Origin of the sequence: Parvibaculum sp. (assembly GCF_045863935.1) — a bacterium.
Lineage (GTDB): Bacteria > Pseudomonadota > Alphaproteobacteria > Parvibaculales > Parvibaculaceae > Parvibaculum.
The window spans coordinates 1-26,021 of the sequence record NZ_BTVP01000036.1 but is presented as its reverse complement, the minus strand read 5'-3'; the positions used below and the strand labels follow the sequence as shown (position 1 = coordinate 26,021).

General features: G+C 63.1%; 24 protein-coding genes. 5 read left to right on the top strand and 19 right to left on the bottom strand.

All coding sequences use genetic code 11. The features are described 5' to 3' along the window. Window positions 1-138: 138 nt before the first annotated feature. A complete protein-coding gene (locus ACKUUH_RS13905) occupies window positions 139-1,557 on the top strand; it encodes an MFS transporter (RefSeq protein ID WP_407950511.1) in 1,419 nt (472 codons plus the stop codon). Window positions 1,558-1,569: 12 nt separating this feature from the next. Further along, window positions 1,570-2,376 carry a nucleoside triphosphate pyrophosphohydrolase gene (mazG, locus tag ACKUUH_RS13900; protein WP_407950510.1) on the top strand — a complete coding sequence of 269 codons (807 nt, stop codon included), beginning with the start codon at window positions 1,570-1,572 and terminating at the stop codon, window positions 2,374-2,376. Here mazG and ACKUUH_RS13895 read toward each other — a convergent pair. From ACKUUH_RS13895 to dusB, 10 genes are all read right to left on the bottom strand, one after another. After that, complete coding sequence (locus ACKUUH_RS13895; RefSeq protein ID WP_407950509.1) at window positions 2,373-3,206, bottom strand: inositol monophosphatase family protein; 834 nt, start codon at window positions 3,204-3,206, stop codon at window positions 2,373-2,375. The genes mazG and ACKUUH_RS13895 overlap by 4 nt on opposite strands. Next, window positions 3,203-4,534 (bottom strand): GTPase HflX, encoded by a 1,332-nt coding sequence (hflX, locus tag ACKUUH_RS13890; protein ID WP_407950522.1) that lies wholly within the window; start codon window positions 4,532-4,534, stop codon window positions 3,203-3,205. Before hflX ends, ACKUUH_RS13895 begins: the two co-directional genes overlap by 4 nt. A gap of 132 nt (window positions 4,535-4,666) precedes the next feature. Continuing rightward, window positions 4,667-4,915 (bottom strand): RNA chaperone Hfq, encoded by a 249-nt coding sequence (gene hfq, locus ACKUUH_RS13885; RefSeq protein WP_322313080.1) that lies wholly within the window; start codon window positions 4,913-4,915, stop codon window positions 4,667-4,669. A 215-nt stretch (window positions 4,916-5,130) separates the two neighbouring features. Further along, window positions 5,131-5,985 carry a D-amino-acid transaminase gene (locus ACKUUH_RS13880; protein ID WP_407950508.1) on the bottom strand — a complete coding sequence of 285 codons (855 nt, stop codon included), beginning with the start codon at window positions 5,983-5,985 and terminating at the stop codon, window positions 5,131-5,133. Window positions 5,986-6,001: 16 nt separating this feature from the next. After that, complete coding sequence (trkA, locus tag ACKUUH_RS13875) at window positions 6,002-7,378, bottom strand: Trk system potassium transporter TrkA (RefSeq protein ID WP_407950507.1); 1,377 nt, start codon at window positions 7,376-7,378, stop codon at window positions 6,002-6,004. 37 nt (window positions 7,379-7,415) lie between these two features. Continuing rightward, on the bottom strand, window positions 7,416-8,810 hold the full coding sequence (locus ACKUUH_RS13870; RefSeq protein ID WP_407950506.1) for a sigma-54-dependent transcriptional regulator: 1,395 nt from the start codon (window positions 8,808-8,810) through the stop codon (window positions 7,416-7,418). Beyond that, a complete protein-coding gene (locus ACKUUH_RS13865; protein ID WP_407950505.1) occupies window positions 8,800-11,145 on the bottom strand; it encodes an ATP-binding protein in 2,346 nt (781 codons plus the stop codon). The genes ACKUUH_RS13870 and ACKUUH_RS13865 overlap by 11 nt, the downstream gene beginning before the upstream one ends. A gap of 193 nt (window positions 11,146-11,338) precedes the next feature. Beyond that, a complete protein-coding gene (gene ntrC / locus ACKUUH_RS13860) occupies window positions 11,339-12,781 on the bottom strand; it encodes a nitrogen regulation protein NR(I) (RefSeq protein ID WP_407950504.1) in 1,443 nt (480 codons plus the stop codon). 14 nt (window positions 12,782-12,795) lie between these two features. Beyond that, the gene (locus ACKUUH_RS13855) at window positions 12,796-13,923 is read right to left on the bottom strand and encodes a two-component system sensor histidine kinase NtrB (RefSeq protein ID WP_407950503.1); all 1,128 of its coding nucleotides are present in this window, start codon (window positions 13,921-13,923) and stop codon (window positions 12,796-12,798) included. Continuing rightward, window positions 13,923-14,951, bottom strand: a complete 1,029-nt coding sequence (gene dusB, locus ACKUUH_RS13850; RefSeq protein WP_407950502.1) for a tRNA dihydrouridine synthase DusB — start codon at window positions 14,949-14,951, stop codon at window positions 13,923-13,925. The genes ACKUUH_RS13855 and dusB overlap by 1 nt, the downstream gene beginning before the upstream one ends. A gap of 112 nt (window positions 14,952-15,063) precedes the next feature. On the opposite strand from dusB, the gene ACKUUH_RS13845 reads away from it, so the two are divergent. The 3 genes from ACKUUH_RS13845 to ACKUUH_RS13835 are packed head-to-tail and all read left to right on the top strand — an operon-like array spanning window position 15,064 to window position 17,211. Continuing rightward, window positions 15,064-16,215: a bifunctional 2-C-methyl-D-erythritol 4-phosphate cytidylyltransferase/2-C-methyl-D-erythritol 2,4-cyclodiphosphate synthase gene (locus ACKUUH_RS13845; RefSeq protein WP_407950501.1), complete on the top strand. Its 1,152-nt coding sequence runs from the start codon at window positions 15,064-15,066 to the stop codon at window positions 16,213-16,215. A gap of 4 nt (window positions 16,216-16,219) precedes the next feature. Further along, window positions 16,220-16,720 (top strand): phosphatidylglycerophosphatase A, encoded by a 501-nt coding sequence (locus ACKUUH_RS13840; protein WP_407950500.1) that lies wholly within the window; start codon window positions 16,220-16,222, stop codon window positions 16,718-16,720. After that, window positions 16,717-17,211, top strand: coding sequence for a CinA family protein (locus ACKUUH_RS13835; RefSeq protein WP_407950499.1), 495 nt, complete (start codon window positions 16,717-16,719; stop codon window positions 17,209-17,211). Before ACKUUH_RS13840 ends, ACKUUH_RS13835 begins: the two co-directional genes overlap by 4 nt. A 2-nt stretch (window positions 17,212-17,213) precedes the next feature. Here the strand turns inward: ACKUUH_RS13835 and ACKUUH_RS13830 are convergent, their stop codons facing one another. The 9 genes from ACKUUH_RS13830 to ACKUUH_RS13790 all read right to left on the bottom strand — a co-directional run. Then, window positions 17,214-17,714 (bottom strand): type II toxin-antitoxin system RatA family toxin, encoded by a 501-nt coding sequence (locus ACKUUH_RS13830; protein WP_407950498.1) that lies wholly within the window; start codon window positions 17,712-17,714, stop codon window positions 17,214-17,216. 7 nt (window positions 17,715-17,721) lie between these two features. Then, complete coding sequence (gene lipA, locus ACKUUH_RS13825) at window positions 17,722-18,687, bottom strand: lipoyl synthase (RefSeq protein WP_407950497.1); 966 nt, start codon at window positions 18,685-18,687, stop codon at window positions 17,722-17,724. Between the two features lie 79 nt (window positions 18,688-18,766). Next, a complete protein-coding gene (locus tag ACKUUH_RS13820; protein WP_407950496.1) occupies window positions 18,767-19,270 on the bottom strand; it encodes a PAS domain-containing protein in 504 nt (167 codons plus the stop codon). A gap of 69 nt (window positions 19,271-19,339) precedes the next feature. After that, entirely contained in the window at window positions 19,340-20,836 is a 1,497-nt protein-coding gene (locus ACKUUH_RS13815; protein WP_407950495.1) for a sulfatase, read from the bottom strand. A gap of 46 nt (window positions 20,837-20,882) precedes the next feature. Next, the gene (locus ACKUUH_RS13810; protein ID WP_407950494.1) at window positions 20,883-21,614 is read right to left on the bottom strand and encodes a TerC family protein; all 732 of its coding nucleotides are present in this window, start codon (window positions 21,612-21,614) and stop codon (window positions 20,883-20,885) included. 72 nt (window positions 21,615-21,686) lie between these two features. Then, complete coding sequence (gene lpdA / locus ACKUUH_RS13805; RefSeq protein WP_407950493.1) at window positions 21,687-23,084, bottom strand: dihydrolipoyl dehydrogenase; 1,398 nt, start codon at window positions 23,082-23,084, stop codon at window positions 21,687-21,689. After that, window positions 23,084-24,391 carry a pyruvate dehydrogenase complex dihydrolipoamide acetyltransferase gene (locus ACKUUH_RS13800; RefSeq protein WP_407950492.1) on the bottom strand — a complete coding sequence of 436 codons (1,308 nt, stop codon included), beginning with the start codon at window positions 24,389-24,391 and terminating at the stop codon, window positions 23,084-23,086. Before ACKUUH_RS13800 ends, lpdA begins: the two co-directional genes overlap by 1 nt. An 11-nt stretch (window positions 24,392-24,402) precedes the next feature. Beyond that, a complete protein-coding gene (locus tag ACKUUH_RS13795; protein WP_407950491.1) occupies window positions 24,403-25,791 on the bottom strand; it encodes a pyruvate dehydrogenase complex E1 component subunit beta in 1,389 nt (462 codons plus the stop codon). Between the two features lie 5 nt (window positions 25,792-25,796). Next, window positions 25,797-26,021: thiamine pyrophosphate-dependent enzyme (locus ACKUUH_RS13790; RefSeq protein WP_407950490.1), on the bottom strand; the 225-nt coding region annotated here is incomplete at its 5' end.

Genomic DNA, 26,021 nt, shown 5'->3' with positions numbered 1-26,021 from the left:
ATGGACATTCGGGGCGCAATCGGTTTCCTTAGCGGCACTGACAAATAATCAATAAACCTGCCGCGACGGGCGACACAGACCCGCCGAAAGGCATGGGCGCCGAAATGGCGCGGATGGCCGTATCCAAGGGAGCTTCGAGTGAATCAACGCCGCGTGACACGTCTTCAGATCGGTGCTTTCGGGCTTCCCTCGATTCCGATATCGGCGCTGGGCCTTCCGATCGTCGTCTATCTGCCGCCATTCTACGGACACGACATGGGGCTGAGCCTCACCGTCGTCGGCACGGTCTTCATGATGGCGCGGTTCTGGGACGTGTTCACCGATCCGGTGCTCGGGATGCTGTCTGACAGGTATCCGACGCGCTGGGGACGGCGGCGGCACTGGATCGTAATGTCGGCGCCGATCCTCATGGTCTCGGCCTACATGCTCTTCATGCCGACCCCGCCAGTGACCTGGGTCTATCTCGCGGGGTGGATGTTCTTCCTCTATATCGGCTGGACGCTCATCACCATTTCGCACATGTCGTGGGGCGCGGAACTCTCCGCCGACTACAACGAACGTTCGACCATCCAGGGTGTGCGCGAGTTCCTGCTCATCTTCGGCATGTTCACCGTGCTCGCCCTGCCCGCCGTCATCGAAAATGTATCGGAGGCGGGCGCCGGCGGCGCCGAGAAGGTCGCCGCGATGGGCTGGTTCATCATCGTCCTGCTGCCGATCACCATCGGCCTTGCCGTGTGGCTGACGCCCGAATTCCCGAGCACACAGCACCAGCAAATTCCGTGGAAGCGGGCCTGGGCGATCATCGCGAAGAACCGGCTTCTGCAGCGCGTGCTGGCGGCCGATCTTCTCGTGAATATCGCGCCTGCGATCACCGGGTCGCTCTATATCTTCTTCGCGGCCTATGTGATGGAGCTGCCGAAATCGGCGAGCCTTCTCCTCCTCGTCTATTTCATCGCCGGGTTCGTCGGCATTCCGGGCTGGATCCGGCTGAGCCACATGGCGGGCAAGCACAAGACGCTCGCCATCGCGATGGTCTATGGCGCGGTGACGCTGCCGCTCGTGGTGTTCTTTCCGCGCGGCGAATTCTGGTGGCTCTTCATCGGCAACTCGCTCTACGGCGTCGCCTATGGCGCGGGCTCCTTCCTGCTCCGTTCGATCATGGCGGACGTCATCGATACGGACTATCTGGAGACCGGCCAGCGGCGCACCGGCCTCTATTATTCCCTGTTGAGCATGACGGCCAAGGTGGGCGCCGCGCTGGCGGTCGGCATCACCTATCCCCTGCTCGACCTCATCAAATTCACGCCCGGCGGCGAAAACACACCCGAAACGCTCAACCTGTTCATGGCGATGTATGTGACGCTTCCCGCCATCGTCATGCTGGCGGCGGCGGCCGTGATGTGGCGCTTCCCGCTCGACCGCAAGGCGCAGCTCGATCTGCGCCGGAAGATCGAGGAACGGGACGGCGTTCACGCGCCGCACAATGCCAGCGACGCCGCGGCGGCCGTCGCGCAGGTGGGGTCAGCCGGCGGCATTGCCGACCAGCCGGCCGATTGAGGTTCCGCTCCCGTGTCCAATGAAACCGGCCGGATCGAAACGCTGCTCGAAATCATGGCGCGCTTGCGCGATCCGGACGGGGGATGCCCGTGGGACCTCGAACAGGATTTCGCAAGCATCGCGCCCTACACAATCGAGGAGGCTTATGAGGTTGCCGACGCGATCGAACGCGGCGACATGGACGACCTCAAGGACGAGCTCGGCGATCTCCTTCTGCAGGTCGTGTTCCACGCGCAGATGGCGAAGGAGGAAGGCCGTTTCGGCTTTCCGGACGTCGTGCGTGCGATCTGCGAAAAGATGATACGGCGGCATCCGCATGTCTTCGGCGACGAAGAACAGCGCAGCGCAGGCGCCGTCAAAGGACGCTGGGAAGAAATCAAGGCGGAAGAGAAAGCGGAAAAGGGCAAGGCGCCGACAAGCATTCTCGACGATGTGCCGCTTGCCCTGCCCGCGCTTGCCCGCGCCATCAAGCTTCAAAACCGCGCCGCGCGCGTCGGCTTCGACTGGCCGGACACTTCGCTTGTGATCGACAAGCTCAACGAGGAAATGCTCGAACTTTCGGCAGAAGTCGCCAAGGGCGGCGATGCCGACCGGCTGGAGGATGAGATGGGCGATCTTCTCTTCGTCTATGCCAATCTCGCTCGGCACATGAAGGTGGACCCGGAGGCGGCGCTGCGCCGGGCGAATGCGAAGTTCCGCCGCCGCTTCGGCCGCATCGAAGAAAAACTTGCAGCGGACGGACGACGGCCAGAGGACTCGACGCTCGAGGAAATGGACGCGCTCTGGAATGAAGCAAAGGCGGAAGAGCGGAAGCGCTAGAGGCGACGTTTCGCTCTTATCCGTTCCGCGGTCCTCTGCCAGCTCTCCTCGTCGCGGGCGACGAGATGCGGACCTTTGAGCGTTCGCGGCGCGTAGTCCATCCCCGTTTCGATATCGCGAACGACACCGCCTGCCTCGCGCAGGATCAACGATCCCGGCGCGTGGTCCCAGGGCAGCATCCGGTGATAGGTGATGAAGTCGTGCTGTCCCCGCGCGACGTTCGTGTAGTCCCAAGCGGAACAGAGTAGCGACGTGGTGGCGCCAACGCCGGCCGCGCAGGCTTCGATACCGGATTTCCACTCGTCCGGCATGAAGCGGACATAGAAACTCGCTGTCTGTTCCGCGGGCTCGGCGGATGCCGCTCCCGCATCGAGACGCGCGCATCCGGACGCATCGTGCCAGAAGGCCCCACCCCCGCGTTCACTCACCGCAAGCGCATCGCCAACCGGCAGATAGATCCACGCGCGGACCGTTTCGCCGCCTTCGAGAAGCGAGACCATGAGGCCGAACGCCTCGCGGCCGGCGGCGAAGTTTGCCGTACCGTCGACGGGATCCACCGTCCAGAGAGGCGTGTCGTCATCGAGGTGAGACAGGAGTGCGGGGTCCGCCGCCGCGGCCTCTTCGCCCAGCACGCGCGAACCGCGCACCAGCTCTTCGAGCCTTGGCGCGAGCCAGAGTTCCGCTTCGCGGTCGGCGATGGTCACGAGGTCGCCCCGGGATTTTTCCTCGACTTCATGTGCGGCGAGGGCGCGAAAGCGCGGCATGACGATCTCGGCCGACGCTTCCTTTATCAGCGCGGCAACTTTACCGGCGAGATCGTCCATGCTCATTCGGCGGCATTATCGGCGGCCGCGTGAGCGGCGGCTTCGCCAAGACGTTTCGACAGATCGGGAAACCGCTTCTCGAAGCGGCCCGCGGCGAGGGGTGAAAGACCGAGATCGAGATGAACGATACCATCGTCGCCGTCCACGCGGCGCCGGACATGCGCGTTCGCATGCAGCCAGGCGATCGCCTCGCCCTCATCCGAAGGTACATCGAAGAGAACGTGGCGTTCTTCATCGACGATGAGGCCGTCGATGAGGGAAAGAAGCTCTTGCGTGCCCTCCCCCGTCAGCGCGGAAACGGCGACTGTGAGCGGTTCGCGCTGCGCCAGATTGACGGCCGCGTCATGCATTTCGCCGGCGAGCAGGTCGATCTTGTTCAACACGTCGACGACGTGCTGATTGTTCTGCGCAGTCGACTCCCTTGTGACGCCGAGGGATGCCAGCACCGCCTCGACATCGCGCTTCTGGATATCCGTTTCCTCATGCGCGGCATCGCGCACATGCAGGATGACCTCGGCCTCCAGAACTTCTTCGAGCGTGGCGCGGAAGGCGGCGACGAGATGCGTCGGGAGATCGGAAATGAAACCGACGGTGTCGGACAGGATGATCTTGCGGCCGCTCGGCAGAAGGAGGCTGCGCATCGTCGGGTCGAGCGTGGCGAACAGGAGATTTTCGGCGAAGACACCGGCCTCCGTCAGCCGGTTGAAAAGCGTCGACTTGCCGGCATTGGTGTATCCGACAAGGGCGACCACGGGATAAGGCGCTTCGCGTCTCGTCTTCCTGTGAAGCTGGCGCGTGCGTTTCACGGTTTCGAGCTGGCGCTCGATTTTCGTGATGCGCTCCTGAATCAAGCGGCGGTCGGCCTCGATCTGCGTTTCGCCGGGGCCACCGAGAAAGCCGAAGCCGCCGCGCTGACGCTCCAGATGGGTCCAGCTTCGGACGAGACGGCTCTTCTGGTAGTTCAGATGCGCGAGCTCGACCTGCAGCGTGCCTTCCCGCGTTCGCGCGCGCTCGCCGAAGATTTCGAGAATGAGACCGGTGCGGTCCAGCACCTTGACGTTCCAGGCGCGCTCGAGGTTTCGCTGCTGGCCGGGACCGAGGGGGCCATCCACGACGACGAGTTCGACGCGCAGCTCGGCGATCTGCCCCTTCAGCTCATCGACCTTGCCTTCGCCGAACAATGTCGCCGGTCGCGGCTGCACAAGTGGCACGACGACTGAGCCGACGACGTCGAGAGATATGGCAGCGGCAAGGCCCACGGCCTCTTCGAGCCTCGACTCCGCAGAACGAGTGGTGGTTCCCGAGCGCTTTGCCTGGTGTTCCGCCGACTTCATCCAGGGCACGAGCACAAAGGTTCGCGTCGGCTCCTTCGGGGTTACCTGAAAGTTCCTGTCACCGCGCGCGCGGGTTTCCGTCGTGTCCTTGGTCTCTTCGGTCAATCAGGGGCTCTTTTGGCAGAGGTCTCTTCAGGCCTCGTCACCATTGGCATCGGCTTCAAACAGCTGAACGGGCTGGGCCGGCATAATGGTCGAGATCGCATGCTTATACACGAGCTGCGAATGGCCGTCCCGGCGCAACAATACGCAAAAGTTGTCGAACCAGGTCACCACGCCCTGAAGCTTGACGCCATTTACCAGAAAGATGGTGAGGGTCGTCTTGTTCTTGCGAACGTGGTTCAGGAACGTGTCCTGCAAGTTATGAGTTTTCTCGTTCATGGGTAGGCCCCATTTATGAAATTGAGTGGGGCCGGACACTTGCCGCGCGGGTCCGGCTTTTTCTTTGCACCGCCCGTTCCCCCAGGGACCGGCGGGCTGCGGCTCGATCAGGTTACAGTCCGGCTTTTCATCTTTTGCTGCAAGTGCGAAATTGACTTCGCACCTGCAAATCACGCCGAATTTATCGGTTTCCGGCGCCGTTTCTCGATCTTTCGTCAGGAAAGCTCGCCAAACCGGCCATAAGCCTCCCTCAGGCGAAGCGTCGTCGACCCCGGCGCGGCATTGCCGATGGGGTGCCCGTCGATGCGGACCACAGGAATAATTATGGCGGAGGAGGCGCTGATAAAGGCCTCGCGCGCGGATTTCGCCTCTTCGGGCGTGAAAGGCCGCTCCACCACCTCGATGCCTTCCGCCCTTGCTGCCTGTAGCAGCACGCGGCGCGTGACGCCGCTCAGTATGTCCGGCCCCTCCGGCCTCGTGATGAGACGCCCTTCCCTGTCCACGATCCAGGCATTGGTCGAGGCGCCCTCGGTGACGAAACCTTCCGCGTCGACGAGCCAGGCTTCATAGGCGCCCGCCTCGCGCGCCATCTGCTTCGCCAGAATGTTGGGCAGCAGGGCGACGGATTTGACGTCGCGACGGGCCCATCGCTGGTCCGGCATGGTCATCACCTCGACGCCCCTGGCGACCGAGGCCGCCACGCGCGCCTCGTTGAGCCGTTTGGCGGTGACGACGAGCGATGCGTGCGTGTCCGCCGGAAAGGGATGGTCGCGCGGGGCGACGCCGCGCGTCACCTGGAAATAGACCATGCCATTCGAAATGCGGTTTCGCCGGACCACTTCGCGAAGAATGATCTTCAGCGCGGAAAGGGAGACCGGCATATCCATTCGCAGTTCGCGGAGAGAGCGCTGCAGCCGCTCGAGATGGAGCCTCTCGTCCATGAGCTTGCCGCCGCGAACGCCGCAGACTTCGTAGATACCGTCCGCGAACTGATACCCGCGGTCCTCGATGTGAACGCTCGCTTCCGCGTGGCGGAGGTAGCGGCCGTTGACATAGGCGATGCGCGACAAGGGAGGTTCCTTTGGCTCAGAAGAATTCGAGGCTGACGCGGAACATCTGTTCCACTTTCCTCACCTGGTCGGAACGGGCGAAGAGAACGACACGGTCTCCAGCCTCGATCTCGGTGCCGCCCCGGGGAATGATGACCTCGTCGTTCCGAATGACCGCGCCGACAAGGATGCCGTCCGGCAGGTTCACCTCGCGCAGCGGCTTGCCCACAAGAGTCGAGGTTTCGAGCGCTTCGGCCTCGATCACCTCGGCGGCGCCGTCATGCACCGATTGCAGGCCACGGATACGGCCACGGCGGACATGCTGCAAAACGGTGGAAACGGTCGCGCCGCGCGGATTGATGAAGGCATCGATGCCGAGCGAGCGCATCAGCGGCGCATAGGTGTTGTTGTTGATGAGCGCCATGGTGCGCTGGCAGCCTTCGCGTTTCGCGACGACGCAGGAGAGAATGTTCGTCTGGTCGCTGTTCGTGAGCGTGACAAGCGTTTCCGTTTCCGCGATGCCCGCTTCCTGCAGGAGTTCGGGATCGAGGCCACTGCCATGCAGCACGATCGAGCGCTTCAACTGGTCGGCGGCCTGAACGGCCTTCTCGCGGTCGCTTTCGATGAGCTTCACGCGCGTGCCGGGGTGGTTTTCCTCGAGTTCGCGGGCGACATGGAGACCGATATTTCCCGCACCGACGATGATGATGCGCCGGGCGGCGACCTCCTCATGGCCGAAGATGCCGAGCGTGCGGCGAACGTCGCGCACATCCGAGGCGAAATAGGCTTCGTCTCCGACGAGCATTGGATCGTCGCTTTGGGGTACGAAAAGTTCGCCATTGCGGACGATGCCTACGACCCGCGAGCGCAGGTCCGGGAAAAGATCCGTCAACTGGCGCAGCGGCGTGTTCACGATCGGGCAGTCTTCCTCGAGCGACACGCCGACCACGTTCACCTTGCCCTCCGCAAAGCTGAGAATGTCGAAGGCGCCCGGCACGGCGAGGCGGCGCAGGACGGCTTTGCCGACTTCGAGCTCGGGCGAAATGATGACGTCGATCGGCAGATGATCCTGCGCGAAGAGATCCTGGAAGCCCGGCTGCAGATAGCTCTGGGACCGCACGCGCGCAATCTTCGTCGGAACATTGAAGACCGAGTGCGCGACCTGGCAGGCAATCATGTTCACTTCGTCGTGAAAGGTGACGGCGATGAGCATGTCGGCGGAGGCGGCGCCCGCCCGTTCCAGCACGTCGGGGTGCGCACCGTGTCCGACGATGGCGCGAACGTCGAGCGTGTCGGAAATCTGGTGAACGAGTTGCGGCGACTGATCGATCACCGTCACGTCGTTCTGCTCGGAGGCGAGCTGGCGCGCAATGCCGAAGCCCACTTGCCCGGCCCCGCAGACGATTACCTTCATGATGAGGATTTCCCGTTTTTTCGCATCTTCAGACGAATCAGGCCGGCACGTCGGGCCGGTTGGCAGCGGCGACGCCGAGCGATTTCAGCTTCCGGTGAAGCGCGGAACGCTCCATGCCGATGAAGGCCGCCGTGCGCGAAATGTTGCCCCCGAAACGGCTGATCTGGGCCATGAGATATTCGCGCTCGAAGGTTTCGCGCGCTTCCCTGAGCGGCAGCGCCATGATGTGTTCACCGCCCGCGCCGTTCACCGTCATTTGCGCAGAGGCGCCGACTTCGGCCGGCAGCATGTCCGCCGTCACCATGGCACTCGGATCGCCGGAGGAGAGGATCAGAAGCCGCTCGATATTGTTCCGCAACTGGCGGACGTTCCCCGGCCAGTCATGGGCCTGCAATGCGGCCATCGCATCGTCGGATACACGCCGCACCGGCAGGCCCGTCGCATTGGAGATCAATCCCATGAAGTGGTCCACGAGAAGCGGGATGTCCTCGCGGCGCGCCGCAAGCGGCGGCACGACGATCGGCACCACGTTCAGACGATGATAGAGGTCTTCCCTGAAGCGCCCCTTCGATATCTCCTCGAGAAGATCACGGCTCGACGAGGATACGACGCGCACATCCACCTTCACGCGCGCACCGCCGCCAACCCGTTCGAAAGTCTGGTCGACCAGGACGCGGAGAATTTTGCTCTGTGTCTCTATCGGCATTTCCGACACTTCGTCGAGAAAGAGCGTACCGCCATGCGCCTGCTCGAAAACGCCCACCTTCCGCGGCCCCGAAGCACTTTCCTCGGTTCCAAAGAGTTCGACCTCCATGCGCTCGGGCGCCATGTTCGCGGCATTGAGCGCGACGAAGGAGTGGCTGGACCGGCGGGACCGCGCATGCAGCAGCCGCGCGACGACCTCCTTGCCCGATCCCGCGGGTCCGGAAATCAGTACACGGCTGTTCGTCGGCGCTACCTTGTCCACGGTCTGGCGAACTTGCGCGATCGCAGGCGAGGCGCCGACAAGCGTCGTATCGTCGCCCACGCGCACGCGGAGTTCGCTGTTTTCGCGACGCAGCCGGAAAGCCTCGATGGCGCGCTGCACGACGAGGATCAGCCTGTCCGCCTTGAACGGCTTTTCGATGAAGTCGTAGGCTCCCTGCTTGATCGCGGAGACGGCCGTTTCAATATTGCCGTGGCCGCTGATGATCACGACCGGCAGATCGGGGTGGCGCTCGCGGATCACATCGAGCAGCTCCAGTCCGTCGAGCCTGCTGCCCTGGAGCCAGATGTCGAGAACGACAAGGCCCGGACGACGCGCCTCGATTGCAGCAAGCGCGCGGTCGCTGTCGCCGGCACTGCGCGTGTCGTAGCCTTCGTCGTTCAGGATGCCCGATATCAGTTCGCGGATATCGTTTTCATCATCGACTATCAGAATATCAGACGCCATTAACAGCCTCTTCGCTTACGTCGCCGGCAACGTCATCGGCGTTGCGCGTTTCCCCATGTCTTCCACTGCTTTCGGCGTGGCGCCGGCGGGGGAAGACGAGACGCACGCGGGCGCCGCTCTCCCATCCCTCATCGGCCGGTGCGTCTTCCAGCACCAGCTCTCCTCCGTGGTCTTCCATCACCTTGTTGACGATGGCGAGCCCAAGGCCCGTGCCTTTGGCATGCGTCGTCATGTAGGGTTCGGTCAGCCGGGACCTGTTGTTGTCCGGCAGTCCGCAGCCCGAATCCGTCGCCACGATCGTGACGCTGTTCTCGCCGGGAAGAATGTTCAACTGAATGCGGCCGATTTTTCCCTGGGACACGCGCAGCGCTTCCACGTCGTCTTCGTCTTCGCCGTCGTGTCCGCGGATCGCCTCCGCGGCGTTCTTCAGGATATTCGTCAGCGCCTGGCTGACGAGCCGTCCATCGCACTCGACGATGGTCTGTTCCTCGGGCAGCGTGAGATCGTATTCGATTTCGGGATGACCGATCCGCTGAAGGAAGACCGCCTGACGCAGTATCTCGTTCAGGTCGAGCGGCTTGAAGGAAGCAGACGGCATGCGCGCGAAGGAGGAGAACTCGTCCACCATGCGGCCAATGTCGCTCACCTGCCGGATGATGGTCTGCGTGCATTGCTCGAAAATGTCGGGATCGGATTTGATTTCCTTGCCGTATTTCCGGCGCAGACGCTCTGCCGACAGCTGAATGGGCGTCAACGGGTTCTTGATCTCATGCGCGATACGCCGCGCGACATCCGCCCAGGCGGAGGTGCGCTGCGCCCTGACGAGTTCGGTAATGTCGTCGAATGTGAGCACGAACCCGCCCTGCCCCGAATCCGTCATTTCGCGCGTCACGCGGACGTTGAGCGTCCGGTCCTGTCCGCCTTCCGGAATGATCACCTGTGCCTGCGCGGTGCGATCCGGATGAGCACGGGCGTCCGCGACTGCCGGCGCCATTTCGGGAATTGCCGTCGCGAGGGAGCGTCCGAGAAGCTTGGCCTCCGTGAAATTGAAGAAGCGGAGCGCCGCGCGGTTGGCATGCGTCACGCGGCCTTCATTGTCGAGACCGAGCACGCCGGCACTCACACCCGAGAGCACCGCTTCGGTGAACTGGCGGCGTTCGTCGAGCTGGTGGTTCGCTTCGATCAGGTCGTTGCGCTGGCTTTCGAGCTGGCTTGTCATCCGGTTGAAGGCGCCGCTGAGCATGTCGAGTTCGTCGCCCGTACCGCTCACGGGCACACGGGCGCGCAGATCGCCGACGCTTACGCGCTCGGCCGCGCGCACCAGCCGGGAGATCGGATCGACGATCCTGTTCGCAGCCCACAGGCCGAGCCAGATCGCCGCCAGAAGCGTGATCAAGGCTACCGTGACGTAGATGAGCGCGAAGGTGATCTGGAACTGGCTGCGGCGGGTTTCGAGGCTTTCATATTCGGTGACGGCCGCGCGCGTTTCCGCGAGGTGCTCCAGAACCTGTGCGTCCACGAAACGGGCAACATAGAGATAGGTGTCGTCGACGGAAGGCAACGCCACGAGCGCGCGGATCTGGTTGTGATCCTCGACGATGAAGAGGGCCACATCGTCTTTCCGCGCGGTTTCGAAATAGCTGTCAGCCGGCATGCCGACGTCGACGCTTCCGCCCGCCTTTGCGAGAATGCGGCCATCCGACTTGATGACATAGGCGCCGTGCAGCGAACGCAGACGCATCTGGCCGGTCAGGAGGCGAAAGAAATAGGCCGGATCGCTCGATATAAGCGTCGCTTCGCGGTCGAGGTCGGTCGCCATGGCGAGCGTGTCGCCGCGAAGCACCTGCCTGTGTTCGTTCAGGTAGGCCTCGGCGACCGTTTCCGCATTGGAGATGATGAGCTGCGCCCTCTCGCCGAACCAGGTGTCCAGGCCGCGATTGAGCGTAACCGCCGCGAAAACGGCGACGATGATCGCCGGCATCACGGCGACGACCGCGAACATGGTCACGAGGCGCGCGTGCAGCTTCGCGCCCGCCGTACCGCTGATACGCGCGAGAATGACCCGGATCAGGCGCCAGAAGATGAGCGCGAAGAGGACGAGAACGATGGCGAGATTCGCCAGCAGGAGAGAAATGAGGACGGGTCTCGTCGGGGCGAAGGGCGTCAGGCCCGTCAGCAGCATATAGGTGAAGGAGCCGAGACAGATCGCAGCAACCACAAGGCCGATCGAAAAGGTCGTGGAGAAGCGGCGGCGGTTCACAAGCTGCCACAGCCGTCCTTCCCAGCTTCCCGTCCGGTCCCGGCCGGCCTCTTCAATTTGATCTGTCGGTACCATGCCCGTTCCTGCGTGGCGGCGCAGGCGATATGCGGGATGCCGATCCCGCTGCCTCATCTGTGCCCAATGCGCCACGCTCCCTTTGCGGCAGGGCGACATTCTGTATCGGCAAGCGATACCGTTCAACAACAATGTTGCCGGTTTACATCAGTGTCATAGAGAGGCTGTGAGGAGGGTTAATCGGGCGCCCCCCTCACTTCAAGCCGCGGATCACCTGGATGTCGAGTTCGCGGATCTTCTTTCTGAGGGTGTTGCGATTGATGCCCAGAAGATGCGCCGCCTTGATCTGGTTGCCGCGTGTGGCCGCCAAACTCATGCTGAAGAGGGGTCTCTCGACCTCTCTCAGCAGGCGTTCATAGAGCCCCGGAGGCGGCAGGTCGTCGCCATGGGTGGAGAAGATGCGATTGAGCGTCCTCTCGACCGAGGACGCCAGGGGCTCGTCCGTGGCGGCCTGAGCGGCCGGCTTGCCGAAATCCGGCTCGGCGAGTTCCGATTCGAGGATGTGGGCCCCGATCGTTTCCTCCGTGTAGAGGGCGGCAAGGCGGCGAACGAGATTTTCGAGTTCGCGGACATTGCCCGGCCAGCGGTACCGCTTGAGGAGTTCCATCCCCTCCGAGTCGATCGTCTTGGGCGGCAGGCCTTCGTCCTCGGCCTGGCCGAGGAAGTGACGCACGAGATCGGCAATGTCTTCCGTGCGCTCGCGGAGCGGCGGCAGGCGGATGGGAACGACGTTCAGGCGGAAGAAAAGGTCCTCGCGGAAGAGGCCCTGATTGATGAGCTGGCGGAGGTCGCGGTTCGTCGCCGCGACGATGCGCACATCCGTCTTGATCGGCGTGCGGCCGCCTACCGTCGTGTATTCGCCTTGCTGGAGGACGCGGAGAAGGCGCGTCTGCGCTTCCATCGGCATGTCGCCGATCTCGTCGAGGAAGAGCGTGCCGCCTTCGGCCTGTTCGAAGCGGCCCGTCGCACGCTGGCTTGCGCCGGTGAAGGCGCCCTTCTCATGGCCGAAGAGTTCGCTTTCAATGAGTTCGCGCGGGATGGCGGCCATGTTGACGGCGACGAAAGGTCCGTTGCGGCGGCGGCCATAATCATGCAGCGCGCGGGCGACGAGTTCCTTGCCGGTGCCGGACTCACCCGAGATCATCACCGTGAGGTCCGTCTGCATGAGCCGCGCAAGGACGCGGTAGATGTCCTGCATGGCGGGCGAACGGCCGATCAGCGGAATCTTCTCGTCCTCTTCCGGCTGCTGGCGCGCGATCGCAGGTTCGCGCGGCGCCGTCATGGCGCGATCCACGACGCGGATCAGTTCGTTGAGATCAAAAGGCTTGGGCAGGTATTCGTAAGCGCCGCGCTCGGCCGCCGTGATTGCGGTTTTCAGCGTGTTCTGCGCGCTCATGACCACGATAGGCAGATCGGGGCGCACGCGCTTGATCCGCGGAATGAGATCGAAGGCGTTCTCGTCCGGCATCACGACGTCGGTGATGATGAGGTCGCCCTCGCCCTGGCTTACCCAGCGCCAGAGTGTCGCCGCGTTACCGGTGGAGCGGACCTCGTAACCGACCCTTCCGAGAGCCTGGTTAAGCACGGTCCGGATGGCCGCATCGTCATCTGCAAGAAGAATGGTGCCGCTTGGCATGGGCGCTGCTCCTGTCAGTGCGCGGTTTCGTCATGGGTCACGGTCGCGCCCGTATGCATGGGCAGCAGCACGCGAAAGATGGTTTTTCTCGGCAGGTTCTCGCATTCGATGATGCCGCCATGGTCGCCGATGATCTTCGCGACCAGCGCCAGGCCGAGACCCGTGCCGGACGACTTCGTCGTCACGAAGGGATCGAAGAGATGCTCCATGAGGTCGTCGGGAACGCCGGCGCCGTCGTCGATCACGCAGATCTCGAGCGGCAGGCTCACGCGGTCGCGGCTTCCGGGCATGGAAAGGCGGACGCCCGGTCTGTAGGCCGTCGTGAGCACGATTTCGCCTTCCGCGCCGCCGATGGCCTCGGCGGCGTTCTTCACGAGGTTGAGGAAGACCTGGATAAGCTGATCCTTGTCGCCGAGCACGGGCGGAAGCGAGGGATCGTATTCCTCGACGATGCGGATGTTTCTCGCGAAACCTGTCGTGGCAAGCTGCTTTACGTGTCCGAGCACAAGGTGAATGTTCACGGGCTCGCGCGGCACCGGGCGCTCGTCGGAAAACACCTCCATCCGGTCCACAAGCTTGCAGATGCGGTCGGTCTCCTCGCAGATGAGGCGCGTGAGCGTCTTGTCCTCCGGCGAACCGGAAATTTCGAGAAGCTGCGCGGCGCCACGAATGCCGGAAAGCGGGTTCTTGATCTCATGGGCGAGAATGGCCGCCATGCCGGTGACGGACCGGGCCGCGCCTCTATGCGTAAGCTGGCGGTCCATTTTCTGCGCCATGGTGCGCACCTGCAGGAGCAGGAGAACGTGGCCGGGATATTCGGCGAGCGGCGTCACCTGAATGTCGACCTGCCGGTCGCCGATGCGCGGCGTGCCGATCTCGACGCCGTATTCGTTCACCGAGACGCCGCGCTCGAACACCTGATCGATCAGCGCGAGAACCGGGCTGCCAAAAGCGACGATATCGTTCAGCGGATGACCGAGCAGCATGGCGGAACTGGCGGCGAAAAATTCCTCGGCACTGTCGTTCACATATTCGATGCGCATATCGCGGTCGATCAGGAGAACCGGATGCGGCATCGATTTCAGGATCACATTCGCTTCCGGCGGAACACCGGGGCCAAGGGCGCGAACAACTTGCGACATCACGCCGCCTCCTTTTTCATGGATGAGTTCGCGGGCTCGACTTCGGCCGCCTGCACGTAGAACGCGGAAAGCGCCGCAAGCACTTCGCGCGAATTGTTCATGCGCACCACAGCGCGCTTCGTCGCCATGGCTTCTTCCGGAAAGCGCCGCGACGCTTCTTCCAGGTACCAGACGAGATGCTTGCGGGCGACGCGCATGCCGAGCGCCTCGCCATAGTGCTCCAACATGTCTCGGTAGTGAGCGGCGACGATTTCGCCTTGCGACTTCCATGAGGGCGCGGCGCGCTTTTCGCCCGTTGCGAGAAAATGCGCGACCTGATCGAGAAACCAGGGACGCCCCTGCGCGCCCCGTCCGACCATCACGCCGTCGGCTCCCGACGCATCGAGGATCGCGCGGGCATCTTCCTCGCTCGTCACGTCGCCATTGGCGATGACGGGAATGGAGACCGCCTTCTTCACTTCGGCGATGAAGTTCCAGTCCGCCCTGCCCTTGTAGAATTGGCAGCGCGTCCGTCCATGCACCGTCACCATCGCCACGCCCGCCGCCTCCGCACGCATGGCGAGTTCGGGCGCATTGCGCCGCGTCTCCTCCCATCCCGTCCGCATCTTGAGCGTGACGGGAACGTTTGCCGCGTCCAGGGTCGCCCGGATCAGGCTTTCGGCGTGGTCGAGGTCGCGCATCAGGGCCGAGCCGGAGAGGCCGGAGGTCACCTGCTTTGCCGGGCAGCCCATGTTGATGTCGATGATGTCGGCCCCTGCCGCTTCGGCGACCCGGGCCCCTTCGGCCATCCAGCGGGCCTCGCGCCCGGCAAGCTGGATCGACACAGGGCTGAACTCCCCGGCGCCCGCCGCCCTGCGCACCACATCCGGGCGCGCCCGGACCAGCTCATCACTCGCAACCATTTCCGACACGACGAGCCCGGCGCCCAGGCCATGCGCCACCCGGCGAAACGGAAGGTCCGTCACGCCGGCCATGGGGGCGAGGAGCACAGGGTTGCGAAGCGTGTGTGAGCCGATGGAGATGGTCAAACTTTGGGCACCCGAAGAAACTGCACAAATTTTACCCAATTTAGCTCCTGCCTAAAGTTTCGGCAAGGCAAATTGCTTGCACGGGGCCGCGCGGGGTGCGAAACGAGCGGATATGAACGTCGCCGCGCTGATTGTGGCGGCCGGCCGCGGCAACCGCGCGGGGCCCGGCGCGCCGAAGCAATATCGCCAGCTTGCCGGGGAGCCTGTGCTTCGCCGGACCCTCAGCGCCTTTGCCGCCCATCCCCTCATTTCAAGCGTCATGGCTGTCATCCATGAGGATGACAGGGAGGCCTATGGGGTTGCCTCGGCTGGCCTGGCGAAGCTTCTCGATCCTTGCCCTGGCGGGGCGACCCGGCAGGCATCGGTCAGGGCAGGTCTCGAAAGGCTTGCCGCTTCACCGCCCGACTACGTGCTCATCCATGACGGAGCGAGACCGCTGGTTTCGGCGCGGCTCATCGCGGATTGCGTTTCGGCGTTGGCGGAGCATGCAGGCGCGCTTGCCGCCCTTGCGGTCACCGACACGATCCGCCGTGCGACGGCGGAGGGGCTCGCGGGCGAGACGGTCGACCGCACGGGGCTCTGGCGTGCGCAGACGCCCCAGGCCTTTCGTTTTGGCGCCATTCTCGACGCGCATCGGCGCGCATCGGGCGACGACTATACGGACGATGTCGCAGTGGCGGCGGCCGCTTGTATCGACATCGCCATGGTCGAGGGCGACGAAGACAACATCAAGATCACGAGCGCGGAAGACATCAGACGTGCGGAGCGCATCATCATGCGGGGCGGAGATGTGAGAACGGGTACCGGCTTCGACGTTCACCGGTTCGGACCGGGCGATCATGTCTGGCTGTGCGGCGTGAAGGTGCCTCATGCGTTCGGCCTTGTCGGCCATTCGGATGCGGATGCCGGGCTGCATGCGATCACCGACGCGATCCTCGGCGCCATCGGCGCGGGCGATATCGGCCAGCATTTCCCGCCAAGCGATCCGAAGTGGAAAGGTGCGCGGTCGGATATCTTCCTCGCCCATGCCGCGGCACTGGCGCGCGACGCCGGCGCGCGGATATCGAATGTCGATCTCACGCTGATCTGCGAACAGCCGAAAATCGGCCCACACGTCAGCGCTATGCGGAAGCGTATCGCCGATATTCTGTCTCTCGACGTCGCGCGGGTGAGCGTCAAGGCGACGACGACGGAAGGGCTTGGCTTCACCGGCCGCGGCGAAGGCATCGCCGCACAGGCACTCGCAACGCTCATCTTCGGGTGACAGCATGATCCGATTGACCGCCCTGCCGCCTTCCCTTCCTCTCCATCATCCAGCCGCGCTCATAGCGACCTGGTTCGGCGCCGGTCTCATCCGTCCAGCACCAGGTACATGGGGAACGCTCTTCGCCTTTCCGTTCGCCCTTACAATCGGCTGGGCGGGCGGCTCATGGGCCCTCCTCTTCTGCTCGTGCGCCGCCTTTGCGGGCGGTATCTGGGCGGCGGGGCAATTTTGCCTGGCGGCAGAGAAAGACGATGCGCCCGAAGTCGTGATCGACGAGGTCGCCGCGATATTCCTCGTTCTCGCCGCCTTGCCGATGACGCCTGTTGCGTGGGTGTCGGCCTTCTTCCTCTTCCGTCTCTTCGACATTCTGAAGCCCTGGCCTATCAGCGCGATAGAGCGACGCTTCAAGGGCGGCTTCGGCGTCATGATCGACGACATCGCTGCCGCCCTCTTCGCGATCTTCTCCTTCATTCTCCTCGATACACTCTGGCTGGTCCTGACATGAGCATCTTTCCCCGGCGTCTCGTTCATCTCGCCGAACTCACTCTCGCCGATGCGCGGGAGGCAAAGCTCAAGATCGTCACGGCCGAAAGCTGCACGGGCGGGCTGATCGCGGGGCTGCTGACCGACATCGCCGGCTCTTCGGATGTCGTCGAGCGTGGATTTGTCGTCTACTCGAACGAGGCCAAGCGCGACATGCTGGACGTGCCCGGCGACCTCATCGCCGATTTCGGCGCTGTCTCGGAACCCGTCGCGCGCGCCATGGCGGAAGGCGCGTTGAAGAATTCGCGCGGACACATCGCCGTTTCGGTCACTGGCATTGCCGGGCCCGGCGGCGGCACCCCGATGAAGCCCGTGGGACTCGTCCATTTCGGAGCGGCGCGTAGCGGCCGCAGCATCCTTCACGAGATGCAGCTGTTCGGCGATATCGGACGCGACGAAATACGCATGAAGAGCGTCGAGACCGCGCTCAATCTCGTGCGGCGGATGATGTAGGTCTATTCCGAGGAAGGAATCGGCGTCCCGGGCTCGAAAGAAGGCGAACGACGCCTGCTGCCATAAAGTTCGTCGGCGCGGTCGATGAACGCCTGCATCATCTTCCCGAACGCCTTCGCGAACACGGCGCCCATCATTTTTTGCAGCGTCGCGCTTCTGAACTCGAAATCGATGAAGAAATGGATGCGGGAGCCGCCCCCGGGCAAGGCTTCGAATTGCCATTTGTTGTGAAGGTAGCTGAACGGGCCCTGCACATAGCCCACATCGATGAGGCCTGCTTCCGGATCGAGTGTTACGCGGCTCGTGAACTGCTCGCGGAACACCTTGTAGGAAACGATGAGGTCCGCAAGCAGCACCTCCTTGTCGCCGATCTTTTCGCGACGGCGGATTCGCGCGCCGCTGCACCAGGGAAGGAAATCGGGGTAGCGGTCGATGGCGGCCACCAGACCGAACATTTCTTCCGCTGCGTAGGGAACGTCGCGGATTTTCTCATGCGCCGTCATGGGACTTTCAGCCTTGTACGAGCGTCGCCTGGCGCGCTTCGCGAAGACGGACGAAGTCCTCATCCGCGTGGTAGGACGAACGCGTCAGCGGGCTTGCCGAGACGAGCAGGAAGCCCTTGGTCCGCGCGATGCGCTCATACGACTTGAACTCCTCCGGCGTCACGAAGCGGTCGATGGCGGCGTGCTTTCGCGTCGGCTGCAGATATTGCCCGATCGTCAGAAAGTCGATCGAGGCGGAACGCATGTCATCCATCACCTGAAGCACTTCTTCGCGCGCTTCGCCGAGACCGACCATGATCCCGGACTTGGTGAAGATCGTCGGATCGAGTTCCTTCACGCGCTGCAGCAGACGCAGCGAGTGGAAGTAGCGCGCGCCCGGCCGGATGCCGAGATAGAGCCGCGGCACGGTCTCGAGATTGTGGTTGAAGACGTCGGGCCTTGCCGCCACGACCTTCTCCAGCGCGCCTTCCTTGCGCAGGAAGTCCGGCGTCAGGATTTCGATGGTCGTGTCCGGAGAGCGGCGGCGGATTGCTTCGATCACCTCGACGAAATGCTGCGCGCCGCCGTCCGCAAGATCGTCGCGGTCAACGGAGGTGATGACGACATGGCGGAGGCCGAGCTTTGCAACCGCCTTCGCCACATTCTCCGGCTCCTGCGCATCGAGCGGCGCGGGAAGGCCCGTCTTCACATTGCAGAAGGAGCAGGCGCGCGTGCAGGTATCGCCCATGATCATCATGGTGGCGTGCTTCCTGGTCCAGCATTCACCGATGTTGGGACAGCCGGCTTCCTCGCAGACCGTGACGAGATTGTTCTCCCGGACGACCTGCTTCGTCTCGACATAAACCGGGGAACCCGGCGCCTTGACGCGGATCCATTCCGGCTTGCGCAGCACGGGCGTGTCGGGACGCTTTGCCTTTTCGGGGTGCCGGGGCTTTGCCGCGCCCGGCTTCAGCGTATCTACGATCGTGACCATGAACTCGGATACCGTTTGCCTGACTGGACATGGATAACCGCTTGGCCCGATTCAAGCAAATTTGGCCGTTTTCGGGGGCTCAGCCCTTGTCGGCCGGCAGCTCATAGAGACCGCCGATGACCTGCATTTCGCCTTCGTCCGTCCGGACCGGAAGGTAGATCGCCTCGTAGTGCACGTGTTCGAGGTCCACGCCAATGAGATATCCCCGCAAACAGGCAGGTTGGCGCGTCTCGATAATGCGGTTGTGAAAGGCGATCTGGTCGCTGGCCATCTCTGGCGAGTAGCTTTCGGAGAAGAGCTTGCCGGTGAACCTCACGCCGAGGCGTTCCTCGTTTTCGCTACCGACCAGCCGGTAGCGCATGTCGGTGCCGCCGTTCACCGGCTCGACAACGAACATGCCGCCCATCGCGCGCGGCATATCGAGCGGGTTGAAATCGGAACGGAGCATGACGCCGTCTGGTTGAAGGCGCGCCTTCCAGTAGTCCAGAAATTGGCAGCAATGGGGATGACGCGGTTCGTCGGCCTCGACAACCGAGTAGTCGATACCGCTGCCGTTCGAGTGCACGTCTCTCTTCGTCGTCACGACCCAATCCTCCTCCATGAAGGGTAGGGCCGCAATCGTTAAGCAAATGCTATCTGTGGCCGGCTCTTTTCACAGTCCCAGACGCAGGAACTGGCTTTCCGGTGCACCGACCTCGGAAAGAGCCTGGCGCAGCCGGTCCGACAGGTCCTTTTCGAGCTTCGAGCCGGCGAGGTTCCGGCTCTCTTCGGGGTCATCCTCGATATCGTAGAGATGGTGCCCGGAGAAACGCGTCAGCGCCCAGTAAGGCAGCATGTCGCCCTTCTGCCATTGCTGATGAATGACGGGCACCTTGCTTCCCGGCATCCGGTCCAGAAAGGCCCGTTCGTCCGGCAGCGGCAATTCCTGCTCGCGTGTCAGGAAATGCGTCGGCATGGTCGACCAGCGGTTCGACATCATGCTGAGCGGCGCATTGTCGCCGGCAGGCCCCCGCGCGTATTTGTAGCGCCCGTCGACATAGTGAACTTCCCGCCCCCAGACGCCGGTGAGCAGCCAGTCCCGGACCTCTTTTATTTTGCCACACATCAGGGGCAGAAGCGAACGGCCATGCGTGCGCTGGCGGACTTCCACGCCGAACAAATCGACCAACGTCGCGAAGAGATCGACGCTTGTTGTCAGCGCATCGCAGGTGCCCGGCGCAACGCTGGGGTGCGCGATCATGAGGGGAATGTGCCCCAGCGGCTCGTAGACCGGCACACCGGGCTTTCCCCATATGTCCTTCTCGCCGAGATAATGGCCATGATCCGTACAGAGAATGACCAGCGTGTCCTTCCAGAGGTCGTGGCGATCGAGCTCGTCCAGCACCTTGCCGAACCATTTGTCGATCATGGTCAGCTTGCCGCCATAGGAAGCCCTGATCTGGCGCGCCTGCCGCTCGTCGATGATACCCTTCGCAATGCCGCCGTCGGCATAAGGCGGCCAGATGAGATGCGCGCCCTCCCAGTCCGGATCGTACATCGAGGCGTAGGGCTCCGGCGTGTCGAAGGGCTCGTGCGGATCGAACTCGTCGACGAAGAGCATGAAGCGGTCGTGATGCCCTGCATTCTCCGCTAGCCAGCGCGCCGCCGCGCCCATCGTCCGGGGACCGGGAAAATCCTCCTCGCCACGGAAGTATCCGCGCGAGTCGTCATAGGGCATGTGCTTGCGCATGAAATTCGGAGCGCCCGCCCAGCTCGGATCCGGCCTCGTCTTCCACGGGTCGCCTTCGTGGCCGCGCTGATAGTCCCAGGCGGTGAAGTCCACGTGATAGTTCTCACCACCCGTCTCGAAGAGATGCGGGTGGTCGGAGATAAGCTGCGTCACCACGCCCTTCGCGCGCAGTTCATAGGTGATGGCGTCTTCCCAGATTTCGACGGAGCCCCAGGGCCGCCACAGAAAGTCGAGCGCGCCGCAGAGGATGTCGTGCCGCGCGGGCATGCAGGGAAGAGAGCCCGTGAAGTGCCGCGTGAAACGCGTGGCGCGGGCGGCAAAGCGATCGAGATTGGGCGTCGCGAATTTCAGTCCGCCATAAGCGCCGAGCATGTGCCTGTTCAGGCTGTCCAGAAGAACGACTACGGCGTTCTTCGGCATGTTGGCCGAAAGCTCCCCCAAGTATTTTCCCCTCTCCTCGCCGGGCTCAGACGCGCGGCGCGTGCCTCCGATTTTTTCTCGCCCAGAGGTTCAGCATTTCGACCATCACGGAGAAGGCAACCGCGAAGTAGAGATAGCCTTTCGGGATGTGGAAGTGCAGCCCATCCGCGACCAACGCCACGCCGATCAGGATCAGGAAGCTCAGCGCGAGCATCTTAACCGTCGGATGCTGCCCGACAAAACCGCTCACCGGTTCCGCGGCAAAGATCATGACGATGACTGCCGCGATCACGGCAACCGCCATGATGGGGAAATGATCGGACATTCCGACCGCCGTCATCACCGTGTCGAAGGAAAACACGATGTCGATGATCGCAATCTGCAGAACGACCCCCACCAGGCCGGCGGTCGCAGCCGCCTTGCCGGTCGCTTCCTGCGTTTCACCTTCTACCGCGTGATGGATTTCGGTCGTTGCCTTCGCCATCAGGAAAAGGCCGCCAGCGAGCAGCAAGAGATCGCGCCAGGAAATTTCGTACTCGCCGAAATCGAAGACGGGCTCCGTGAGCGTCACGATCCAGGCGGCGGAGGCGAGAAGGAGCAGACGGGTCACAACGGCGGCGCCAAGGCCTAGCTGACGCCCGAGCTTCTGCTGATGCGCAGGCAGCCGCGACGCCAGGATCGAAAGGAAAATGAGGTTGTCGACGCCAAGGACGATCTCGAGGATCGTCAGCGTTGCGAGGCTTGCCCAGTTTTCTGGCTGCAGGAAAAGATCGAACATGGGGAATAGGAGTGCAGCGCGATGCGGCTTCCGTCAAGCGGAAGCTTCAGGCATGCAGCCCTTCGCGAAGGCTCAGGTATGCAGTACCCGGCCATAGGCGTCGAGCACCGCCTCACCCATCATCTCCGACAGGGTGGGATGCGGGAACACGGCCTGCATGAGTTCGGCCTCGGTCGACTCGAGCGTCATGGCGATGCCATAACCCTGAATGAGTTCGGTTACTTCCGCGCCGATCATGTGGGCACCGAGGAGCTCGCCCGTCCTGGCGTCGAAGACGGTCTTGACGAAGCCTTCCGTTTCGCCGAGCGCAATGGCCTTGCCGTTCGCGCGGAAGGGAAACCGGCCGACCCTGACTTCGTATCCCTGCTCCTTCGCCTTGGCTTCCGTCAGGCCGACGCTTGCGACCTGCGGCGTCGAATAGGTGCAGCCCGGGATACGGCGCGGGTCGATGGGATGAACGCCCTTGACGCCGGCAATGCGCTCGACAGCCAGGATGCCTTCGTGGCTTGCCTTGTGCGCGAGCCAGGGCGGACCGACGAGATCGCCGATGGCATAGATGCCCTTCGCGCCCGTCTCCAGCCACTCGTTGACGACGATGTGCGTCTTCTCGATCTTCACGCCCGCCTTCTCGATGCCGATATTCTCAACATTGCCGACGATGCCCACGGCGGAGATGATCTTCTCCGCTTCGAGCGTTTCGCTCTTGCCGCCAACGGTCACTGTCATTTTCGCGCCATTGCCGGAGACGTCCGTCTTGCCGATCTGCGCACCGGTGAGGATGCGGATACCGCGCTTCTTGAACGCGCGCGCGGCTTCCTTCGAAATTTCCTCGTCCTCGACGGGGAGGATGCGGTCGAGCACTTCCACCACGGTCACTTCCGCACCGAAAGCGCGGTAGAAGCTCGCGAATTCGATGCCGATGGCGCCGGAACCGACGACGATCAGCGACTTCGGGATCGCCTTCGGGACCATCGCCTCGCGATAGGTCCAGATCGTCTTCCCGTCCGGTTCAAGACCCGGCAGCACACGTGCCCGCGCGCCGGTCGCGAGGATGATGTTCCTTGCCGCGATCTCGCTCGTCTTGCCATCCTTCGTTTCGACCGCGACCCTTCCTTCTCCGGCAAGCCTGCCCGTTCCTTCGATGACGTCGATCTTGTTCTTCTTCATCAGGAACTTGACGCCGTTCGACAGTTGCGCGGCAACATTGCGGCTGCGGGTTACGACCGCTTCGGCATCGAAGCTCACCTTCTCGGCCTTGAGACCGTACTCGTCGAGACGATGCAAGGTCTCGTAGATTTCCGCCGAACGAAGCAGCGCCTTGGTCGGAATGCAGCCCCAGTTGAGACAGATGCCGCCCAGCGCATCGCGCTCCACGACGGCGGCCTTGAGGCCGAGCTGCGAGGCGCGGATCGCGGCGACATAACCGCCGGGGCCGGAACCGATCACGACGACATCGTATTGCGCGGCCATCACATCAGCATCCTTGCGGGATATTCCACGTAGGCCTTGAAGGCTTCGAGGAAGCGCGCGCCGAGCGCGCCATCGATGGCGCGGTGGTCGCAGGACATGGTGACCGTCATCACATTCGCGATTTCGAGCTTGCCGTTTCGCACGACGGGCCGTTCCTCGCCTTTGCCGACGGCAAGGATCGCGGCCTGCGGCGGATTGATGACGGCGGTGAAGTGCTTGATGCCGAACATGCCGAGATTGGAGATCGAGAAGCTGCCGCCTTCATATTCCGACGGCTTCAGCTTCTTGTCGCGCGCGCGGGCAGCAAGCGACTTCGCCTCTTCCGAAATTTCGGCAAGACCCTTCTTCTCCGCGTTGCGAATGATGGGTGTGATAAGGCCGCCATCGAGTGCGACCGCGATGCCGATATCGGCCGATTTGTGCTTCAGAAGCGCGTTGCCCGCGAAACTCACATTCGCATCCGGCACCTTGATGAGCGCAAGCGCCGCAGCGCGAACGAGAAAGTCGTTCACGGAGAGCTTCACACCATCGCCCGCTTCCTCGTTGAGCTTCTTGCGCGCGACGAGAAGTTCGTCCAGTTCGCAATCGATGGTCAGATAGAAATGCGGGATTTCCTGCATCGATTGCGTGAGGCGTCGCGCAATGGTCTTGCGCATGCCGTCGAGCGGCACTTCCTCGTAGGTGCCTTGTTCGTAGAAAGCGCGTGGATCGATACCCGGCATCTGCGCCGGTGCCGCCGCGCCTGCGGCCACTTTCTTCGGGGCTGCTTTCGGGGCGCCTTCGAGGTCTGCCTTCACGACGCGGCCGCGCGGTCCCGATCCCGCGATGGCGGCAAGGTCGATCCCCTGTTGCGCGGCGATGCGGCGGGCAAGCGGCGATGCGAAGATGCGCTCGCCCTTCGCCGTCTCAGGCGCGGAGGGCGCCCTGGCGCCGGCGTCGGCGGCAGGCTTCTCCTTGCCCGACGCTTCCCGTTTGGGTTGCTGCGCGGGGGCTTCCTGCGGCGGCTGTTTTTTCGGCGCCGTGGTTCCCGAAGGCGCATAGCCTTCGAGCGCGCTTTCGTCTTCGCCCTCGTCCAGAAGAATGGCGATGGGTTTGTTGACGGCAACGCCCTCCGTTCCCTCATCGACGAGAATACGGCCGATCGTTCCCTCGTCCACGGCTTCCACTTCCATGGTCGCCTTGTCAGTTTCGATCTCGGCGATCACGTCGCCGGCGTTCACCGTGTCCCCCTTCTTCACATACCACTTGGCAAGCGTGCCTTCTTCCATGGTCGGCGAAAGGGCGGGCATCAGGATGGGTGTGGGCATAGCCGCGCTCCTCAGCGGTAGCAGACGGTTTTCACCGCCTCTACCACTTCTTCGGCGCTCGGGAGCGCGAGCTTTTCGAGATTGGCCGCATAAGGCATCGGCACATTCTTTTGCGCGACACGCAGGATCGGAGCGTCGAGATAGTCGAAGGCTTTTGCCTGCACCTCGGCCGCGATCTCGGCACCGATGCCGCAGACCGGCCATGTCTCCTCGACGGTAACAAGACGGTTCGTCTTCTTCACCGACGCGATCACGGTTTCCATGTCCAACGGGCGGATAGTGCGCAGGTCGATCAACTCGACGTCGAGGCCCTCCTCTTCGAGCTTCGCCATCGCTTCAAGACAATATGCGATGCCGTGGCTGTGCGAGACGAGGGTCACGTCGCTGCCCTCCTTCATCACGCGCGCCTTGCCGATGGGGAGAACATGGTCGTCGATCTTCGGCACCTCGAAACTCTTGCCGTAGAGCACTTCGTTTTCGAGAAACACCACCGGGTTCGGGTCGCGGATCGCGGCCTTCAGAAGACCTTTGGCATCGGCCGCCGAATAGGGCGCGATCACGATGAGGCCGGGAATATGCGCATACCACGATGCGTAGTCCTGGCTGTGCTGCGCGCCGACGCGGGAGGCAGGGCCGTTGGGTCCGCGGAAGACGATGGGGCAGGACATCTGGCCACCCGACATGTAGCGCGTCTTCGCGGCCGAATTGATGATCTGGTCCATCGCCTGCATGGCGAAGTTGAAGGTCATGAATTCGACGATGGGGCGCAGGCCCGCCATCGCGGCACCGACACCGAGACCGGCAAAGCCATGTTCGGTGATCGGCGTATCGACCACGCGCCGGTCGCCGAATTCGGCCAGAAGGCCCTGCGTCACCTTGTAGGCGCCTTCGTATTGTGCAACTTCCTCGCCCATGACGAAAACGCGTTCGTCGCGCCGCATCTCTTCGGCCATCGCATCGCGCAGCGCCTCGCGCACGGTCTGCGATACGAATTCCGTGCCTTCGGGAATGTCGGGGTCGCTTTCGACCGAAACTTTGGGCTGCTTGCGCTCCGTGCCGGTTTTTCCACGCGTCTCGCGGCTCGTCGCCTCGCCCTCACCCGGTCCGGCTTTCGGCGGCGCCTTCTTCGGTGCGGCCTTCGCCTCGGACGCGTCCTCGCCGTCCTCGGCAAGAAGCGCGATGACGTCATTCACCTTCACATTCTCTGTGCCTTCATCGACGAGGATTTTCGCAACCATTCCTTCGTCTGCGGCCTCGACTTCCATCGTTGCCTTGTCGGTCTCGATCTCGGCGATCACGTCGCCCGCATTCACCTTGTCGCCCACCTTTACGTGCCATTTGGCGAGCGTGCCCTCTTCCATCGTGGGCGAAAGGGCCGGCATGAGCACTTCAATCGGCATGAGCGTCACGCCTCCACTTCGGCGAGAACATCGGTCCAGAGCTCGGAAGCGTCCGGCTCCGCGCTCGACTGTGCGAACTCGGCAGCCTCGTTGACGATCGCCTTGATCTCCTTGTCGATCTGCTTCAGATCGTCCTCCGAAAGCGATTTCGCCTCGATGAGGCGCAACCTCACCTGCTCGATCGGATCGTGCTCGGCGCGCATCTTGTTCACTTCTTCCTTGGCGCGGTA

What these genes read in the sequence shown, in the direction of transcription:
- ACKUUH_RS13895 (WP_407950509.1), bottom strand. Translation starts at nt 3,206, where the DNA reads ATGAGCATGGACGATCTCGCCGGTAAAGTTGCCGCGCTGATAAAGGAA.
- hflX (WP_407950522.1), bottom strand. Translation starts at nt 4,534, where the DNA reads ATGAAGTCGGCGGAACACCAGGCAAAGCGCTCGGGAACCACCACTCGT.
- hfq (WP_322313080.1), bottom strand. Translation starts at nt 4,915, where the DNA reads ATGAACGAGAAAACTCATAACTTGCAGGACACGTTCCTGAACCACGTT.
- trkA (WP_407950507.1), bottom strand. Translation starts at nt 7,378, where the DNA reads ATGAAGGTAATCGTCTGCGGGGCCGGGCAAGTGGGCTTCGGCATTGCG.
- ACKUUH_RS13870 (WP_407950506.1), bottom strand. Translation starts at nt 8,810, where the DNA reads ATGGCGTCTGATATTCTGATAGTCGATGATGAAAACGATATCCGCGAA.
- ACKUUH_RS13865 (WP_407950505.1), bottom strand. Translation starts at nt 11,145, where the DNA reads ATGGTACCGACAGATCAAATTGAAGAGGCCGGCCGGGACCGGACGGGA.
- ntrC (WP_407950504.1), bottom strand. Translation starts at nt 12,781, where the DNA reads ATGCCAAGCGGCACCATTCTTCTTGCAGATGACGATGCGGCCATCCGG.
- ACKUUH_RS13855 (WP_407950503.1), bottom strand. Translation starts at nt 13,923, where the DNA reads ATGTCGCAAGTTGTTCGCGCCCTTGGCCCCGGTGTTCCGCCGGAAGCG.
- ACKUUH_RS13845 (WP_407950501.1), top strand. Translation starts at nt 15,064, where the DNA reads ATGAACGTCGCCGCGCTGATTGTGGCGGCCGGCCGCGGCAACCGCGCG.
- ACKUUH_RS13840 (WP_407950500.1), top strand. Translation starts at nt 16,220, where the DNA reads ATGATCCGATTGACCGCCCTGCCGCCTTCCCTTCCTCTCCATCATCCA.
- ACKUUH_RS13835 (WP_407950499.1), top strand. Translation starts at nt 16,717, where the DNA reads ATGAGCATCTTTCCCCGGCGTCTCGTTCATCTCGCCGAACTCACTCTC.
- ACKUUH_RS13830 (WP_407950498.1), bottom strand. Translation starts at nt 17,714, where the DNA reads ATGACGGCGCATGAGAAAATCCGCGACGTTCCCTACGCAGCGGAAGAA.
- lipA (WP_407950497.1), bottom strand. Translation starts at nt 18,687, where the DNA reads ATGGTCACGATCGTAGATACGCTGAAGCCGGGCGCGGCAAAGCCCCGG.
- ACKUUH_RS13815 (WP_407950495.1), bottom strand. Translation starts at nt 20,836, where the DNA reads ATGCCGAAGAACGCCGTAGTCGTTCTTCTGGACAGCCTGAACAGGCAC.
- ACKUUH_RS13810 (WP_407950494.1), bottom strand. Translation starts at nt 21,614, where the DNA reads ATGTTCGATCTTTTCCTGCAGCCAGAAAACTGGGCAAGCCTCGCAACG.
- lpdA (WP_407950493.1), bottom strand. Translation starts at nt 23,084, where the DNA reads ATGGCCGCGCAATACGATGTCGTCGTGATCGGTTCCGGCCCCGGCGGT.
- ACKUUH_RS13800 (WP_407950492.1), bottom strand. Translation starts at nt 24,391, where the DNA reads ATGCCCACACCCATCCTGATGCCCGCCCTTTCGCCGACCATGGAAGAA.
- ACKUUH_RS13795 (WP_407950491.1), bottom strand. Translation starts at nt 25,791, where the DNA reads ATGCCGATTGAAGTGCTCATGCCGGCCCTTTCGCCCACGATGGAAGAG.